Origin of the sequence: Halobellus rarus, from assembly GCF_024494595.1 — an archaeon.
In the GTDB taxonomy this organism is placed as follows: domain Archaea; phylum Halobacteriota; class Halobacteria; order Halobacteriales; family Haloferacaceae; genus Haloquadratum; species Haloquadratum rarum.
Window position 1 is genome coordinate 323,904 of the sequence record NZ_JANHDI010000002.1, and the last position, 15,335, is coordinate 339,238.

Annotated in this window: 18 protein-coding genes; 9 read left to right on the top strand and 9 right to left on the bottom strand. The window is 67.7% G+C overall.

The window, feature by feature from the left end; genetic code table 11:
• Nucleotides 1-10 precede the first annotated feature (10 nt).
• The 4 genes from NO876_RS04855 (at nt 11) to NO876_RS04870 (ending at nt 4,088) form a co-directional block, all read left to right on the top strand.
• A complete protein-coding gene (locus tag NO876_RS04855; protein WP_256420546.1) occupies nt 11-1,183 on the top strand; it encodes a mechanosensitive ion channel family protein in 1,173 nt (390 codons plus the stop codon).
• Nucleotides 1,180-1,929 (top strand): HemK2/MTQ2 family protein methyltransferase, encoded by a 750-nt coding sequence (locus NO876_RS04860; RefSeq protein ID WP_256420547.1) that lies wholly within the window; start codon nt 1,180-1,182, stop codon nt 1,927-1,929. The genes NO876_RS04855 and NO876_RS04860 overlap by 4 nt, the downstream gene beginning before the upstream one ends.
• 84 nt (nt 1,930-2,013) lie before the next feature.
• Nucleotides 2,014-3,024 (top strand): 5-methyltetrahydropteroyltriglutamate--homocysteine methyltransferase, encoded by a 1,011-nt coding sequence (locus NO876_RS04865; protein WP_256420548.1) that lies wholly within the window; start codon nt 2,014-2,016, stop codon nt 3,022-3,024.
• Entirely contained in the window at nt 3,024-4,088 is a 1,065-nt protein-coding gene (locus NO876_RS04870; RefSeq protein WP_256420549.1) for a methionine synthase, read from the top strand. The genes NO876_RS04865 and NO876_RS04870 overlap by 1 nt, the downstream gene beginning before the upstream one ends.
• A gap of 30 nt (nt 4,089-4,118) precedes the next feature.
• On the opposite strand, the gene NO876_RS04875 is transcribed toward NO876_RS04870, so the two are convergent.
• From NO876_RS04875 to rpl7ae, 5 genes are all read right to left on the bottom strand, one after another.
• Nucleotides 4,119-4,382, bottom strand: coding sequence for a DUF6199 family natural product biosynthesis protein (locus NO876_RS04875; protein ID WP_256420550.1), 264 nt, complete (start codon nt 4,380-4,382; stop codon nt 4,119-4,121).
• Between the two features lie 162 nt (nt 4,383-4,544).
• Complete coding sequence (ndk, locus tag NO876_RS04880) at nt 4,545-5,009, bottom strand: nucleoside-diphosphate kinase (protein WP_256420551.1); 465 nt, start codon at nt 5,007-5,009, stop codon at nt 4,545-4,547.
• Nucleotides 5,006-5,197 (bottom strand): 50S ribosomal protein L24e, encoded by a 192-nt coding sequence (locus NO876_RS04885; protein WP_256305658.1) that lies wholly within the window; start codon nt 5,195-5,197, stop codon nt 5,006-5,008. The genes ndk and NO876_RS04885 overlap by 4 nt, the downstream gene beginning before the upstream one ends.
• Nucleotides 5,198-5,200: 3 nt before the next feature.
• On the bottom strand, nt 5,201-5,425 hold the full coding sequence (locus NO876_RS04890) for a 30S ribosomal protein S28e (RefSeq protein WP_049986948.1): 225 nt from the start codon (nt 5,423-5,425) through the stop codon (nt 5,201-5,203).
• A 6-nt stretch (nt 5,426-5,431) separates the two neighbouring features.
• Entirely contained in the window at nt 5,432-5,794 is a 363-nt protein-coding gene (gene rpl7ae / locus NO876_RS04895) for a 50S ribosomal protein L7Ae (RefSeq protein ID WP_103990237.1), read from the bottom strand.
• 261 nt (nt 5,795-6,055) lie between these two features.
• Here rpl7ae and tmcA point away from each other — a divergent pair, with 261 nt between their 5' ends.
• The 3 genes from tmcA (at nt 6,056) to NO876_RS04910 (ending at nt 9,594) form a co-directional block, all read left to right on the top strand.
• Nucleotides 6,056-8,428, top strand: coding sequence for a tRNA(Met) cytidine acetyltransferase TmcA (tmcA, locus tag NO876_RS04900; RefSeq protein WP_256420552.1), 2,373 nt, complete (start codon nt 6,056-6,058; stop codon nt 8,426-8,428).
• Nucleotides 8,429-8,492: 64 nt separating this feature from the next.
• On the top strand, nt 8,493-8,972 hold the full coding sequence (locus NO876_RS04905; RefSeq protein ID WP_256420553.1) for a DUF456 family protein: 480 nt from the start codon (nt 8,493-8,495) through the stop codon (nt 8,970-8,972).
• A 130-nt stretch (nt 8,973-9,102) separates the two neighbouring features.
• Nucleotides 9,103-9,594, top strand: a complete 492-nt coding sequence (locus tag NO876_RS04910) for a GNAT family N-acetyltransferase (protein WP_256420554.1) — start codon at nt 9,103-9,105, stop codon at nt 9,592-9,594.
• A 15-nt stretch (nt 9,595-9,609) separates the two neighbouring features.
• Here NO876_RS04910 and NO876_RS04915 read toward each other — a convergent pair whose 3' ends face one another.
• The 3 genes from NO876_RS04915 to NO876_RS04925 form a co-directional block, all read right to left on the bottom strand.
• Nucleotides 9,610-10,458, bottom strand: a complete 849-nt coding sequence (locus tag NO876_RS04915) for an eIF2B alpha/beta/delta subunit family protein (RefSeq protein WP_256420555.1) — start codon at nt 10,456-10,458, stop codon at nt 9,610-9,612.
• A gap of 146 nt (nt 10,459-10,604) precedes the next feature.
• Nucleotides 10,605-10,886 (bottom strand): DUF5822 domain-containing protein, encoded by a 282-nt coding sequence (locus tag NO876_RS04920; RefSeq protein WP_256420556.1) that lies wholly within the window; start codon nt 10,884-10,886, stop codon nt 10,605-10,607.
• 119 nt (nt 10,887-11,005) lie between these two features.
• Nucleotides 11,006-11,785 carry an alpha/beta fold hydrolase gene (locus NO876_RS04925; RefSeq protein WP_256420557.1) on the bottom strand — a complete coding sequence of 260 codons (780 nt, stop codon included), beginning with the start codon at nt 11,783-11,785 and terminating at the stop codon, nt 11,006-11,008.
• A 192-nt stretch (nt 11,786-11,977) separates the two neighbouring features.
• Here NO876_RS04925 and NO876_RS04930 point away from each other — a divergent pair, with 192 nt between their 5' ends.
• Nucleotides 11,978-12,226, top strand: coding sequence for an Hsp20/alpha crystallin family protein (locus tag NO876_RS04930; RefSeq protein WP_256420558.1), 249 nt, complete (start codon nt 11,978-11,980; stop codon nt 12,224-12,226).
• Entirely contained in the window at nt 12,223-14,484 is a 2,262-nt protein-coding gene (locus tag NO876_RS04935) for a CDC48 family AAA ATPase (protein WP_256420559.1), read from the top strand. The genes NO876_RS04930 and NO876_RS04935 overlap by 4 nt, the downstream gene beginning before the upstream one ends.
• Before the next feature lie 327 nt (nt 14,485-14,811).
• Here the strand turns inward: NO876_RS04935 and bcp are convergent, their stop codons facing one another.
• Nucleotides 14,812-15,282 carry a thioredoxin-dependent thiol peroxidase gene (gene bcp / locus NO876_RS04940; RefSeq protein WP_256420560.1) on the bottom strand — a complete coding sequence of 157 codons (471 nt, stop codon included), beginning with the start codon at nt 15,280-15,282 and terminating at the stop codon, nt 14,812-14,814.
• Between the last annotated feature and the right edge of the window lie 53 nt (nt 15,283-15,335).

The following is a 15,335-nucleotide window of genomic DNA, read 5'->3' on the forward strand; positions in this document are numbered from 1 at the left end:
TCATCGATCTATGCTCGGAACACTCCAGATGTCGCCCGGCGGTCTCGGGGGAGTCGGGGGCGCACTGGGCGCCCTCTCCGAGTTGGTTCCGACGTTCACGGGCCGCATCGCGGTCACCTTCGCGATCGGTCTCGCCACGATGGCGCTGCTCGCCCGCACGGACCGGATTCACGCCGCGGCCCCGGATCGACTGCCGTCGACGGTGTGGCACCTGCTGGTCACGCTGGGGACGATGTTCGTCGCCGCGACCGCCGGCGTGACGATCGTCGGGCTCTGGGGGCTCTCAGACGAGTTGCTCGGAGTCTTCGGGCAGAACTACGGCCCCGAGACGCTCGTGCGGACCGGCATTTCTCTGCTGTTCCTGATCGGCGCGTACACGATGACGGGGCTGGTCCGACAGCTCGCCGAGGAACTCGCGGAGACGCGCTCGTCGATCGGTGAGCACGAGGGCGAGATCGCCTTTCGGGTCGGCCAGGTGACGCTGTATCTCCTCGCACTCACGATCATCCTCGCGCTGTGGAACGTGAACGTCGGTGGGATTCTCGTCGGCGCGGGCTTTCTCGGGATCGTCGTCGGTATGGCGGCCAGACAGACGCTCGGGGCGATGCTGGCGGGGTTCGTCCTGATGTTCTCCCGGCCGTTCGAGATCAGCGACTGGATTCAGGTGGGCGAGTACGAGGGAATCGTCACCGACATCACGATCGTCAACACTCGGATCCAGACGTTCGACGGCGAGTACGTGATGATCCCGAACGACGTGGTCTCCTCGGAGAGCCTCGTCAACCGGAGCCGGAAGGGCCGCCTCCGCATCGAGGTCGAGGTCGGAGTCGACTACGACGCCGACCCCGAGCACGCCGCACAGGTCGCAAAGCGCGCCGTCTCGAAGCTCGACGACCCGATGAACGTTCCGACGCCGCAGGTGGTGCTCAAGCGGCTCGACGACTCCGCAGTCGTCCTCGGCGTGCGCTACTGGATCGACAACCCGAGCGCCCGGCGGAAGTGGCGCTCGAAGACGGCGGTCATCGGCGCGGTCAAGGAGGCGCTGGAGGCGGAGGACATCAAGATCCCGTTCCCGCAGCGGGAGCTGATGGGCCGCGCCGAGGAAGGGGGCTTCGTCCTCGCGGGTGAAGAGCGATCCGCAGAGCCGCAGGTGGAGCCGACGCCTGACGGGGGCGACTCGTGACCGATCGAACCGGAGGGGCCGATGGGACCAAACGGGACCTCGCTGCGAGTCGCGGGATCGAGACGGACGTGTATCAGCCGGCGGAGGACTCGGGCCTCCTCGCGTCCGCGGTCGAGAAACGGGGCCGGGGACGGCTGCTGGAAGTCGGAACCGGATCGGGCTGGGTCGCCGCGCGGGCGGCCCGGGAGGCCCCCGAGGTGACCTCGGTCGTCGCGAGCGACCTGAGTCCGCACGCCTGCCGCGCGGCGCGCCGGCGGGCGATGGGCGCGGGCGGCGACGACCGGACCCGAAACGAGGCGGGCGGGCAGGGGCCGACGGGCGACGACGCAGGTGGTGACGATCGGCCAAACGGTGGTGCGACTGTCGACGTCGCCGACGGCTCACCGCTCTTCGACGTCGTACGCGCGGACCTCGTTGCGCCGTTCGCCGACGACGCGTTCGACACGGTCGCGTTCAACCCGCCGTATCTCCCCACCGACCCCGAGAACGAGTGGGACGACTGGATGGAGCGGGCGCTCTCGGGCGGAGAGTCCGGCCGGGAATTGATCGATCCGTTCCTCGAAACTGTCGGTCGAGTGCTCGCCCCCGACGGCGTCGCGTTGCTGCTCGTGAGTTCGCTCACCGGATACGGCGCGGTGCTCGACGCCGTCCGGGAGTGCGGATTCGACCACGAGGTCGTCGTCGAGGAGTCGTACCCGTTCGAGACCCTCTCGGTGCTCGCGCTGACTCACGGGAGCGAGACCTGATCGGCACCGATCGCGCGTTTGATGCCCAAAAGTAATAAAACACTTTAGCAAATATTAAGCAGCGGCATTTCGTATCGGTCGTCGATGACTGAACTCGTCGCGACGACACCGGGGCTGTTTCCGCTTCCGGACTGGGCGAAGTCGGAGCTCTCGGAACTCAAGGGCCGACAGAAGGTCGATCTCATCTCCGGCGACGAGTCCGATCAGGTCGTCTCGGCGTACGGGCGGGCCCGCGCGGAAGTCGTCGACGACCAGTTCGACGCCGGCCTCGACCGGATCGTCGAGGGACAACTCCGCTGGGACGATATGATCGCTCACCCGCTGGCGGTACACGACAACGTCGAGACCGGGCGGATCAGCCGCTACTACGACAACAACAACTTCTATCGGAACCCCCGCGTCGTGGGCGAGCTGACGCCCTCCGGCGACGTCGCGGCCGACCTCTCGGCGGCGCTAGAACTCTTCGACGACGCCGCGCCCCTGCAGGCGGTCCTCCCCGGCCCGTACTCGCTCACAGACCTCGCGACGGACGAACACTACGGCGACGACCGCGGGTTCCTCTCCGCCGTCGCGGACTTCCTGGCCGACGAGGTCGAGTCGTTCCCGAGCCACGAGACGCTGTTCCTCCTCGAACCGTCGCTCGTCGCGAACCCGCCGAACGACGACCTCGCGGCGGCCGTCCCGGAGGCCGTCGACGTCGTGGCGGGAGCCACCGATGCCGACGTCGTCGTCCACACGTACTTCGGCGCGCTCGACGAGAAGACCTACGCCCACCTGATGGACGCCGAGGTCGCCGCGTTCGGCCTGGATCTCGTCGCCGACGATCGAGAGCAGACCGTCTACAACGCCGTCGAGTACGGCGTCACCGGCGACGTCGCGCTCGGCGTCGCCGACGGCCAGAACACGCTCGTCGAATCCGCGGAGACGCTGCGGGAGCGCGCCGAGTGGTTCACCGAGCAGGTCCCCGCGGCCGACTTCGGGACCGTCTACCTCAGCACGAACACGGAGACGTTCTACCTCCCGGTCAACAGACACCGGGCGAAGCTCTCGGCGCTCGCGACGGCGGCCGGTCTCGACAGAGAGGTGGTCGCCTGATGGTTCGGAACCCCTCGAACCGGACGCAGTTCCGTCCCGACGACCACGACGCGGAACACTTCCTCCTGACGACCGTCGTCGGAAGCTACCCGAAGCCGACGTGGCTCAGTACAGTCAAGGAGCTCTCGGAGGACTCCGGCGCGGCGTTCGACGACGCGGCCCTGGCGGAGGCATACGACGACGCCGCGCGCGTGATCACGCACGAGCACGAGCGCGCCGGCCTCGATACGGTGGTCGACGGCGAGATGCGCCGCGAGGAGATGGTCGAGTACTTCGCCCACCGGATCCCCGGCTACGAGTTCAACGGCCCCGTGAAGGTCTGGGGACACAACTACTTCGACAAGCCCTCGGTCGTCTCCGAAGTGGACTACGACGAACCGTGGCTGCTCGACGAGTTCGAGTTCACCGCGAGCGTGGCGAGGAAGCCGGTGAAAGTCCCGATCACCGGACCCTACACGCTCGCGCGGTGGTCGTTCAACGAAGCCTACGACGACACGGAATCGCTCGCCTACGACCTCGCAGACCTCGTCAACGAAGAGGTAAAGGGCCTCGTCGACGCCGGCGCGCGCTACGTGCAGATCGACGAACCCGCGCTCGCGACGACGCCGGACGACCACCACATCGTCGGCGAGTCGATGGAGCGTATCGTCGACGGGATCTCCGAGAACGTCCGGATCTGCCTGCACGTCTGTTACGGCGACTACTCTCGCATCTACCCGGAGATCAACGACTTCCCGATCGACGAGTTCGACGTCGAACTCTGCAACGACGGCTACGAGCAGATCGACGTGTTCCGGAACCCGGAGTTCGAACCGGACCTCGCTCTCGGCGTCGTCGACGTCCACGACGCCGAAGTCGAGTCGGTCGCGGAGATCAAACGCAACATCCAGCAGGGGCTGAAGGTCGTCTCGCCGGACCGGCTCACCGTCTCGCCGGACTGCGGGGTGAAGTTGCTCCCGCGCGAGGTGGCGTATCAGAAGATCGCGAATATGGCGCAGGCCGCCCGCGAGGTCGAGGCCGAACTGGACGCCGGCGAGATCGAGGTCGCTGCACCGCAGCGCTAGTCGACCCCGACCTCGCGTTCTGCTACCGGCCTACGCTTCGCGTTCGCTGTCGTCGCTCCCGCACCCGCGCCCGTATTCGAGCGCGAGCACGACGGCGCCGGCCAGCGCGGTCAGCGCGGACTGGAGACGGGTGGCCGAAACGTACCAGTCGGCGGGTTCGAGATCCTCCGGGTTCTCATAGCCCGCGAGTAGGAATCGCCCCGCAGTGTCGAGGACGCGGTCGGGAAACAGCGCGCCGGCGACTCCCCAGACCATCGTCGATGCGGCCAGCAGTTTCGTGCAGGACTCTTTCATACCCTGTCCTTGTCGTCGCGACCAATGAGGGCAGCGGCCGTTCCCGTGGGTCGGGAGCGGGCGTGAGCGTAATCAGTCCTCGAACCCCGGCGGTGGCCCTCTCGGTCTCGTCGGATAGGCGGGGGGACCCCGCATAACGGGGAAAACGGCACCGCGAACGTACTACTCGTACAGCCAGGCGGCGTCGATCCGCTCGTAGTCGAGCAGTTCGTCCTCGTCGAAGAAGAGGTCGATCTCGCGCTCGTTGGCGCCCTCGTCCTCGTGGTCGGAGGCGTGGATGACGTTGCGGCCGAGATCGAGGCCGAAGTCGCCGCGGATCGTGCCCGGGGCGGACTCGGCGGGATCGGTCTCGCCGACCATCGAACGGACCTGTCGGGTCGCGTCCGCGCCCTCCCAGACCATCGCGAAGACCGGTCCGGAGGTGATGAACTCGACGAGGCCGTCGAAGAACGGCTTGTCCTCGTGTTCGCCGTAGTGCTCGTGGGCGAGGTCGTCGTCGATCTGCATGAACTTCCCGCCGACGAGCTTCAGCCCGCGATCCTCGAACCGGGAGACGATCTCGCCGATGAGGCCGCGCTGGACGCCGTCGGGCTTGACCATCACGAAGGTGCGCTCGTCGTCGCTCATTCGTTGCCGCCCTCGTTGCGGCCCGCTTCAGTCCACTCCAGATCGCGGGGCTCGCGGCCGAGCCGGTAGTTCTTCTCGGCCTTCGAGTCCTTGAAGTGGAGGATCGTTCCGTCCTTTTTGACGAGCATCGTGCCCGTGCCGGGTTCGATCTCCTCGCCGGTGTAATCGCACGTGCGCGTTTCGACCATTGGTTATCGACCTCCGATGGAGTCGGCGTCCCGCTGCGTCTCGCGAAGCTGCAGGATGTCGCCCTCGCGGACGGGGCCCAGGACGTTTCGCGTGATGATGCGGCCCTGGTTCGACCCCTCTCGGATGCGGCACTTGACCTGCATGGCCTCGCCGTGCATCCCTGTCTTGCCAACGATCTCGATGACCTCCGCGGACGTCGAGTCGCTGGCGGTCTCTTCTGCGCTCATCGTCGCTTACCGCAGTTCCTCGAGCTTCGCCGCGATGTCTTCGACGTCACCCTCCGAATCGCCGGCGTCGACGATGGCGGCGGCGGCCGAGCCGACTTCGAGGCCGGCGGCCTGGCCGACTTCGTCCTGCGTCTCGATGAAGACGTAGGGGATTCCCTTCTCGTCGGCGAGTTCGGGCAGGTGCATCACGATCTCTTCGGGCGAGACGTCCTCGGCGACGAAGACGAGCTCGGCGGTGCCGCGCTCGACGGCCTTGGTCGTCTCGTTGGTTCCTTTCTTTACCGTTCCTGTGTCTCGGGCGACCTCGAGTGCCTCGAGGGCGTCCTCTGCGAGGTCGGCCGGGACGTCGAATTCTACGTAGACTGGCATTGGTTGTTCACCTCTCCTGCTCGCGGGCTCGACTGCCCCGCCGGAAATACCGGTTTCCCTGACGGCGGGGAGTATCATCAACCCCGGGCAGGCTGTACACTTCGGTTGCTCCGGATCGCATAAAAGCGCTTTCAATGGCGCCGTGCCGTGGCACGCCGACACACGCGCCTTCGCCGTCGGACACGCGCCGGTGTCGCCCGCGACCGCTCGCGACGCGCGAGCGAACGCAACCTCCTTACACGGCCGCGACGATGCCGGGATATGAACGTCGCCGCCCTCGCGGCGGACCTCCGCGCGGCGGCCCGTCGGGCGGATCACCGACGCCTGCTCGTCCTCGCGGGTGAGCGAGACGCCGGTGTCGATGCCGCCTTCGACGCCGTCGAGGGGGCCGGGATCCCCGACGACGAGACGACGATCGTCACGGCGGCAGAGGGGTTCCGGTTCGAGCGCGTCGATCCGACGCACGCCCGGGAACTGCTCGGTACCACCCGAACGGCGGTGATCTACGACGCCCACGAGGACTTCTCGCCGAACGCCCTGGGTCGGCTCGTCGGGACGGTCGACGGCGGCGGGCTGTTCGTCCTCCTCGTCCCTCCGCTCGACGACTGGCCCGACCGGCCGGGTTCGTTCGAGTCTTCGCTGGCGGTGCCGCCCCACGGCGTCGACGACGTCGGTGGGCGGTTCCGAAAGCGACTCGTCGAGACGCTCCGGGATCACCCGGGAGTGGCGATCGTCGACCTCGACGCCGGGACCGTCGAGCGGCGTGGCGAGACCGACGCGTCGGCCCCGGTCCGTTCGACGCCCTCGACGCCGCCTGCTGGAACGCGACGCTTCCCGGCGGCGGCGTACGAGGCCTGCCTGACCGCCGACCAGTCCCGGGCGCTGCACTCGCTGGAGGCGCTCGGTGACGGGAGCGGTGGGACCGACGCGGATCGGCGGGACACGGAGGGCGAGGCCGACGAGGAGCGACGGCGCGCCGTCGTCGTTGAGGCCGACCGCGGCCGCGGGAAGTCGAGCGCTGCCGGCCTCGCCGCCGGGTCGCTCGCGGCGGCCGGACGCGACGTCCTCGTCACCGCGCCGGACCGACGGAACGCGAGTGATCTGTTCGCGCGCGCCAGGGAGTTGTTGTCGGCGCTCGACGCGCTCGACGGCGAGCGCGCGGGACAGACCGCGGCTGCTGCGGGAGGCGACACGCTGCGGACGAGAAGCGGCGGCCGGATCCGCTTCGCGTCGCCGGCGGCGGCCGCGGACCTGCCAGAGGACCCCGACGTGGTGCTCGTCGACGAGGCGGCGGCGCTCCCCGTTCGGCTGCTCTCGTCGTTCCTCGACGCGCCGGCGATCGCCTTTTTCACCACCGTCCACGGGTACGAGGGGGCCGGCCGCGGGTTCTCCGTCCGGTTCAGGGGTGAGTTGGCCGACTCCGGCCACGACGTGAGCGAGGTGACGCTCTCGGAACCGATCCGGTTCGCGCCCGCCGATCCGGTCGAATCGTGGGCGTTTCGCGCGCTGCTGCTCGACGCTCGACCGCCGGTGGACGCCCTCGTCGCCGACGCGTCGCCGTCGTCGGTGACCTACCGCGCGCTCTCGCCCGACGAACTCGCGGGCGACGAGCACCTGCTCAGGGAGGTGTTCGGGCTGCTCGTGCTGGCGCACTACCGGACGGAGCCGGACGACCTCGCCCGCCTCCTCGACGCGCCGAACCTCCGGGTTCGGGTGCTGGAACACGCCGGCCACGTCGTCAGCGTCGCGCTGTTGGCTCGGGAAGGCGGCCTCGACGCCGAGACGCGCCGGTCGATGTACGAGGGCGCGCGGGTCCGCGGCAATATGCTTCCGGACGTGTTCACGAGCCAACTGCGCGACGAGGAAGCCGGAGTTCCCGTCGGCTACCGTGTGGTACGCATCGCGACGCATCACGCCGCTCGATCCCGCGGGCTGGGGTCGGCGCTCCTCTCGGAGGTCCGCGCGGAGTTCGACGGCGAGGCCGACTACCTCGGCGTCGGGTACGGCGCGACGCCGGAACTGCTCTCCTTCTGGGAATCGAACGGCTACGAGACGGTCCACGTCTCGACGACGCGGAACGAGTCCAGCGGCGAGTACTCCGCGCTGATGCTGGACCCGCTCTCGGAGACGGGACGGGCCCTTTGCGACCGCCACGCCCGCTGGTTCCGCGACCGGGTCGGGGACTTACTCGGGGAACACCTCCGCGACGCCGACCCCGACGTGGTCCGCGGCGCGCTGTCGGCCTGCGAAACGCCCGTCTCACTCGATCTCTCCGACTACGAGTGGCGCGTCGTCGTCGGCGTCGCGCTCGGTCCGGGACAGTACGCGACGGCCCCGCAGGCGTTCCGTCGCCTCGCGCTCGCCGCGCTCGTCGGTGCGGGCGGTGAACGGGGCGATTCGGTCGCCGCCGGGACTGACTCGGTGACAGAGATCCGGCTGACCGACCGCGAGGAGCGTCTGCTGGTCAGGAAGGTGTTGCAGACGCACCCGGCCGACGCCGTCGCCGACGAACTCGGATACGAGTCTCCGCGGCAGTGTCTCCGTGCGCTCGGCGACGCGTACGGGTCGCTCGTCGATCGCTACGGCGCGGGCAACGAGGTCGTCGAAGCCGAGCGAGAACGGTTCGACGGCTGACCGCACGGGCCTCGACGGTCCGATCGAGGAGAGCCTTCATCACCGTCGGCGTCGACGTCCCCGTATGGAACCGCTCACTTGGGTCGCGCTCGGCCTCGTCGCCCTCGCAGTCGTGGGGTCGGCGTTACCGCTGGTCCCCGGCGGCGGTCTCTCCGTCGTCGGTGTCCTCGGCTACTGGTGGTCGACGGGCTATGCGGAGCCCTCGACGCTGCTCGTCGCCGTCCTCGTCGGCGTCGGTATCCTCACGATGGTCGTCGACTACTTCGGCGGAGCCATCGCCGCCCGGGCCGGCGGGGCCTCGCTGGTCACGACCGCCGTCGCGGTGCTCGTCGGTCTCGTCCTGCTCTTCGTCGCCGGACCGGTCGGTTTCATCCTCGGCATCGCGGCGACCGTCTTCGCCGTGGAGTTCGCCCAGCACGCCGACGCAGAGGCGGGGCTCCGCGTCGCACTGTGGGCTACGGTGGGCGTGCTCGCCTCGACTGTCGTGCAGGTGGTTCTGACGGGATCGATCTTGGCCGTGCTCCTGTTCGTCGCCTTCGTTTGAGACGGGCGCGGTCGTCGCCCCGCCATGTCGGGGCAGAGGTGGTACCGGTGCCGAAGCCGGAGGATCGGACGGACCGGCAGATTTGCGAGCCGACGGAGGAATTATATCGTCCGTGGTCTTATCGAACCCTGTGAGCGTCAACGTCGAGACGCGGGTGGACGCCCCCGGTTCCGCCGAGTTCGTCGAGAGCACGTGGGACCTCAAAGAGCGAATTCGAGAGCGAGAGGGAGTCCTCAAGCAGCGTCGGGCGTTCTTCGTGGACGCGTACCGACGGGCGAGCGATCACTTGCTCTTCGAGGACGACGAACTCGTCGGGTTCGCGTCGGTCCGACGGGACGGCTACATTCTCTTTCTGGCGGTCGCCCCGGAACGACGCGGCGAGGGGTACGGCAAGCGACTCGTCGCCGCCGCGCTACAGGACCACGACACGATTTCGTGTCACGCGCGGGCGACGAACGAGGAGGCGATCTCCTTCTACGAGCACCTCGGTTTCGAGATCCAGCGGCGGATCACCGGATACTACGAAGACGGCGGCGACGCGTACTACCTCCGCCTGGGCGACGGCACGTCGCTGCGGGAGAAGTTCGCGGAGTTCTTTCGGCGGTCGGTCGTCGGCGAGTGAGCGGCCTCGCGTCAGTTAGAGGTTCTCGACGCCGTTGTCGGTGATCACCTCGTCGATCAGTTCGACGGGCGTCGCGTCGTAGGCGGGGTTTTCGATCACGACGTCCTCGATCGGCTCCAGGGACACCTCAGCGGGCGAGCGGAGTTCGTTCTCGAAGACGAAGCCGTCGTCGACGATCTTCGCCGCCGACCCGACGACCGTGACCGGCACGTCGAGGTAGTTCGCCGTGGCGACGATGGGAAACGTCCCGACGCGGTTGTAGAGGGTCCCCTCGACGATGCAGTCCATCCCGACGACGACCCGGTCGCATTCGTCCAAGAACGTGCCCGACGCGCTGTCGACCATCAGATGCGGTTCGACGCGGTCGATGCCGGCGAGCCGACGCGCCGTCTTCCGACCGAGGTACCGGGGTCGGGCCTCGGTGACGTACGCCGTCAGGTACGTGCCGCCCGTCGCCGCTTGCTCTACGGCCTCGAGGACAGTCGAGGAGAAGTCGTGCATCAGGAACGTCTCCCCGTCCTCGAAGGTCGGGGCCGCGTTCCTCGCCGCCCGGGACTTCCCCTGCTGGACGTCCTCGACGACCCGTTCGACCACCTCGTCGAGGAGCGATTTCGCCTCCTCGACGGTGTCCTTCCGGTCGACGACGTTCACCAGCACGGTCTGCATCGCGTTGAACAGCGACGCGTGCGAGGGGTTCGCCCGCTTGAGCGCGCTCGCGTTCCGTTCGAGATCGCGCTCGAACTCCTCGACCGTGGCGTGATCGCGCTCTAACAGGTCCGAGAGCGCCCGTGTCGCCTTGACGGCGACGACCGACGAACTGTGCGTCTGCATCTCTCGGATCTCCGCGATCGTCTCGTCGATCATAATCGAACGTCGGTGACTCGGGTGAAAGAGTTTCCGACGGCGGAGGGTTTCGCGTCCTGATGGACCGCGTCCGACGGCGGAAAACGCCGTTCCTCACTCGCCGTCGAGGGTCGCAGGCGTCCGGCCCCGTCAGCGAACGTACAGGATCAGTCGGACTCGTCGCCGCCGTCGATCTTGTCGGGGTCACTGCCGCCGTCACCGGCGTCGAACCGCCGGGCGTACAGATAGACCCCGAGCGCGACCAGGACCCAGACGACGGCCCCCACGCGGATCGCGAATTCGACGCGAGCCCCCCAGGTCGGCAGCGTGGCGCGGAGCGAGAGCGCGGTGACCACCGGCGCGCCGACCACGATGGTGAGGACGAACGTCGTCTGCATCACCCACCCGTAGTCGACGCCGTCGGGATCGGAGGTCTCGACCGGTTGCACGTCTACGCCTTCGAGGGTGCGCGCAAAGACGTGCCGATTTCGGGCGAGACGTCGGGTGCGGCGCGAACGTCCCCACGGAACGCGACGAACGACCTTCGCGGCCCCGATACGTGACGCGTTCAGTCGGACACTCGGGCGTCGAGAAAGTCCGAGACGGCATCGTTGAACGCGCCGGGGCGTTCCAGCATCGCGAGGTGGGCGGCGTCGTCGAGGACGGTCAGTTCGCAGTCGGGAAGCTCCTCGCACAGTTCCTCGTGGAAGTGCGGTGGTGTCAGCCGATCGTACTCACCGACGAGCGCGAGCGTGGGTACGTCGACGTCGGCGAGGTCCCCGCGGACATCGAACGCGTGGGCCGTCCGGAAGTCCCGTTCGAGTATCGCCCGTCCGGTCGATCGCAGCGCCGACTGGGAGACTGCGAGCGTGTCTTCGTCGGCGTCGTGAAAGAGGTGGTCCGGTTCGTGGAAGAACTCGACGACCCGCTCGAAGTCTTCTTCGACCCACCGGAGCAGGTCGTCCAGCACCGGGAGCCGCGGCCCCGCCCCGGCCAGGACGGCTCCGTCGACGGTGAGTTCCCGCTCTGCGAGCGCCGTGAGGACGACCGCGCCGCCGAGAGAGTTTCCCAGAAGGACGTCGGCGTCGACCGCGTCCGCGACGGCGACGACGTCGTCGACGTACGCCGAGAGGGTCTCGTAGCCGGGCTCGGCGGCGACGTCGTCGCTCTCGCCGTGACCGCTCAGATCGAGCGCGACGAAGGGGTACTCTGCACCGAGTTTCGACTGGGCGCTCCAGACCCGGTGGGTGCCCCCGCTGCCGTGGATCGCGAGTATCGTCGGCTCGCTTCCCCCCCGGTCGAACGTCCGGTAGGCGGTCTCCCGCCCGTGGTGTGAAACCGTCTCCATATGGAACGGTTCGATCGGCCCCGACATAAACCCCCGAGCGCGGTGAGGTGGTCGTCGACCGTGCGTGGCGGGACCGAGAGCGAACCGCCGAACCGCAATTCAACCGGGAGCGACAGCTATTCTTCGCAGTGGTGCGATTAGCCCGCGACAGATTTAAATAGTTAAGCGACTAACCTGGAGTTAGGAATAACGATGAGCATCAATCAATTAGCCGGTGGAGACGAACGGATCGTCCGCCGGTACGAGTACGACGGCAGTTGGGTTCTCGCAGCAGACATCGGTCTCACCTCCGAGGAGGTCGACGTCGACGTCGTCGGCACGACCGCGATCGTCGTCGCCGAGAGCGGAAACGACGTTTCCGAGGCCGAATTCGAACTGCCCGGACCCGACGCGTCGGTCGCGACGAACAACGGCGTGCTAATCATCACTGTCGAGAAATGAAGCTCACTGTCAAACCACTCAAGCAGAAGGACGCCGGGCGCGGGCTCGCGGCCATCGACCGCCAGGCGGCCGAGGAGCTCGATCTGGAGGGCGGCGATTACATCCGGATCGACGGCAACGGCGGCACCGCCATCGCTCGCGTCTGGCCGGGATACCCCGAGGACAGCGGCACGGGCGTCATCCGGATCGACGGCCGCCTCCGTCAGCAGGCGAACGTCGGCATCGACGACCGCGTCGAGGTCGAGAAGGCCGACATCAAGCCCGCGAAGCACGTCTCGGTCGCGCTCCCGCAGAACCTCCGCATCAGCGGTAACATCGGGACGCACCTGCGGGACAAGCTCGCGGGCCAGCCCGTCACGCAGGGACAGAACATCCGCGTCCCCTTCGGCTTCGGCTTCATGTCCTCGTCGAATCAGCCGATCCCGCTGAAGGTGGCCTCGACGGAGCCGAGCGGCACGGTCGTCGTCACGGACTCGACCGAGGTGACGATCAGCCAGACGCCCGCCGAGGAGATCCAGTCGACCGAGGAGGACGAGGCCGACACGCCCTCGGTCACCTACGAGGACATCGGCGGCCTCGACCGGGAGCTCGAACAGGTGCGGGAGATGATCGAGCTGCCGATGCGGCACCCCGAGCTGTTCCAGCGCCTCGGCATCGAGCCGCCGAAGGGCGTGCTGCTGCACGGCCCGCCGGGCACCGGGAAGACCCTGATCGCGAAGGCCGTCGCCAACGAGATCGACGCCTCCTTCCACACGATCTCGGGCCCCGAGATCATGTCGAAGTACTACGGGGAATCCGAAGAGCAACTCCGCGAGATCTTCGAGGAGGCCGAAGAGGAGGCTCCCGCGATCGTCTTCATCGACGAGATCGACTCGATCGCCCCGAAGCGCGGCGAGGCCGGCGGCGACGTCGAACGCCGCGTCGTCGCGCAACTGCTCTCGCTGATGGACGGCCTCGACGAGCGCGGCGAGGTCGTCGTCATCGGCGCGACGAACCGCGTCGACGCGATCGATCCGGCGCTTCGCCGCGGCGGTCGCTTCGACCGCGAGATCGAGATCGGTGTCCCAGACCGCGAGGGACGGAAGGAGATCCTCCAGGTCCACACGCGGAACATGCCGATCTCGGACGCCGTCGATCTCGACGAGTACGCCGACAACACCCACGGCTTCGTCGGCGCGGACATCGCGAGCCTCGCGAAGGAGGCCGCGATGAACGCCCTGCGGCGCATCCGGCCGGAACTCGATCTGGAGTCCGACGAGATCGACGCCGAGGTGCTGGAGTCGCTGTCGGTCACCTCGAAGGACTTCAAGGAGGCCATCAAGGGCATCGAGCCCTCGGCGCTCCGTGAGGTGTTCGTCGAGGTCCCCGACGTCACGTGGGAGCACGTCGGCGGCCTCGAAGACACGAAGGAGCGCCTCCGCGAGACGATCCAGTGGCCGCTCGAGTACCCCGAGGTGTTCGAGGCGATGGACATGCAGTCCGCGAAGGGCATCCTGATGTACGGACCGCCCGGGACCGGAAAGACGATGCTCGCGAAGGCCGTCGCCAACGAGTCCGAGTCGAACTTCATCTCGGTGAAGGGGCCGGAACTGCTCGACAAGTACGTCGGCGAGTCCGAGAAGGGCGTCCGCGAGATCTTCAAGAAGGCCCGCGAGAACGCCCCGACGATCGTGTTCTTCGACGAGATCGACTCGATCGCGACCGAGCGCGGCAGCAACACCGGCGACTCGGGCGTCTCCGAGCGCGTCGTCTCCCAGTTGCTCACGGAGCTCGACGGGCTCGAAACCCTCGAAGACGTCGTCGTCGTCGCGACGACGAACCGGCCGGACCTCATCGACTCGGCGCTGCTGCGGCCGGGGCGGCTGGACCGCCACGTCCACGTGCCGGTCCCCGACGAGGAGGGACGCCGTGCCATCTTCGGGGTCCACACCGAGGACAAGCCGCTGGCCGACGACGTCGACCTCGACGAACTCGCCTCGAAGACCGAGGGATACGTCGGGGCCGACATCGAGGCGGTCGCACGCGAGGCGTCGATGGCCGCGAGCCGAGAGTTCATCAACAGCGTCTCCCGCGAGGAAGTCGCCGAATCGGTCGGCAACGTCCGCGTGACGATGGAGCACTTCGAGCACGCGCTCGACGAGGTCGGGCCGAGCGTCACCCCCGAGACGCGCCAGCGCTACGAGGAGATCGAACAGCGCTTCCAGACCAGCGAGGTCGAGCGCGAACCGCAGGCCGACGTCAGTCGGACGTTCCAGTAGCGCGGGAGCGCGTTTCCGACGCGTCCCGGCGGCCCCCCATCGACGGGCTTTTAGTTTCGATCGCCCGAGGACGGAGTACGGAATCTCACGACGTCTCGACTGACAACCGGATCGTCAGATGCGTCGGGCGGATCAGAAGTTACCGAAGAAACACATTTACAGTTTATTTCATCAGAAGTGTGGTGTCGGTCCCGCTCGAAAGACGGAATCTATACTGCCCGAGAGTGCCGTCGATACCCTCCGAGGGCGTTATCGATGCTATCCCGGTACGACAGTTGGTTTCTTCCGATAGAGGTCTCGAACCGACGCTTTTTCGACCGTCCCGGGTCAGGCGTCCGAGAGGTCCCCGATATCGTCTAGGATCTCCGTGGCGTGGCCTTCCGGTGAGACGTCCTCGTACGCGAGGACGACGTCTCCCTCCGGCCCGATCACGTACGTGTTGCGGAAGACGCCGTCGAACGTGTTGCCGAACATCTTCTTCTCGCCGTAGGAGTCGTAGGCGGTCGCGACCGACCCGTCCTCGTCCGAGAGGAGGGCGAAGGGGAGGTCGTACTCCGCCGCGAACGGTTCCAGGTCGTCGACGGGGTCGTCGCTGATCCCGAGGACAGTCACGCCGCGCTCTTCGAACGCCCCGTAGGAGTCGCGGAAGCCGCACGCCTCGGTCGTACAACCGGGTGTGTCCGCTCGCGGATAGAAGTACACGACGACGTACTCCCCGCGGAACTCGGAGAGCGACACTGTCTGTCCGTTCTGGTCGGGCAACTCGAAGTCGGGGGCGGCTTCGCCGGTGTCGAGCATCGTCCGTACGTTCGGGGAGAGGCGCTTCAACGTACCGTTCGGGATCGGACACG

What these genes read in the sequence shown, in the direction of transcription:
- NO876_RS04885 (WP_256305658.1), bottom strand. Translation starts at nt 5,197, where the DNA reads ATGGTCGAAACGCGCACGTGCGATTACACCGGCGAGGAGATCGAACCC.
- NO876_RS04870 (WP_256420549.1), top strand. Translation starts at nt 3,024, where the DNA reads ATGGTTCGGAACCCCTCGAACCGGACGCAGTTCCGTCCCGACGACCAC.
- NO876_RS04865 (WP_256420548.1), top strand. Translation starts at nt 2,014, where the DNA reads ATGACTGAACTCGTCGCGACGACACCGGGGCTGTTTCCGCTTCCGGAC.
- NO876_RS04935 (WP_256420559.1), top strand. Translation starts at nt 12,223, where the DNA reads ATGAAGCTCACTGTCAAACCACTCAAGCAGAAGGACGCCGGGCGCGGG.
- NO876_RS04915 (WP_256420555.1), bottom strand. Translation starts at nt 10,458, where the DNA reads ATGATCGACGAGACGATCGCGGAGATCCGAGAGATGCAGACGCACAGT.
- rpl7ae (WP_103990237.1), bottom strand. Translation starts at nt 5,794, where the DNA reads ATGCCAGTCTACGTAGAATTCGACGTCCCGGCCGACCTCGCAGAGGAC.
- NO876_RS04875 (WP_256420550.1), bottom strand. Translation starts at nt 4,382, where the DNA reads ATGAAAGAGTCCTGCACGAAACTGCTGGCCGCATCGACGATGGTCTGG.
- NO876_RS04930 (WP_256420558.1), top strand. Translation starts at nt 11,978, where the DNA reads ATGAGCATCAATCAATTAGCCGGTGGAGACGAACGGATCGTCCGCCGG.
- NO876_RS04905 (WP_256420553.1), top strand. Translation starts at nt 8,493, where the DNA reads ATGGAACCGCTCACTTGGGTCGCGCTCGGCCTCGTCGCCCTCGCAGTC.
- NO876_RS04855 (WP_256420546.1), top strand. Translation starts at nt 11, where the DNA reads ATGCTCGGAACACTCCAGATGTCGCCCGGCGGTCTCGGGGGAGTCGGG.
- NO876_RS04925 (WP_256420557.1), bottom strand. Translation starts at nt 11,785, where the DNA reads ATGGAGACGGTTTCACACCACGGGCGGGAGACCGCCTACCGGACGTTC.
- ndk (WP_256420551.1), bottom strand. Translation starts at nt 5,009, where the DNA reads ATGAGCGACGACGAGCGCACCTTCGTGATGGTCAAGCCCGACGGCGTC.
- tmcA (WP_256420552.1), top strand. Translation starts at nt 6,056, where the DNA reads ATGAACGTCGCCGCCCTCGCGGCGGACCTCCGCGCGGCGGCCCGTCGG.
- bcp (WP_256420560.1), bottom strand. Translation starts at nt 15,282, where the DNA reads ATGCTCGACACCGGCGAAGCCGCCCCCGACTTCGAGTTGCCCGACCAG.
- NO876_RS04890 (WP_049986948.1), bottom strand. Translation starts at nt 5,425, where the DNA reads ATGAGCGCAGAAGAGACCGCCAGCGACTCGACGTCCGCGGAGGTCATC.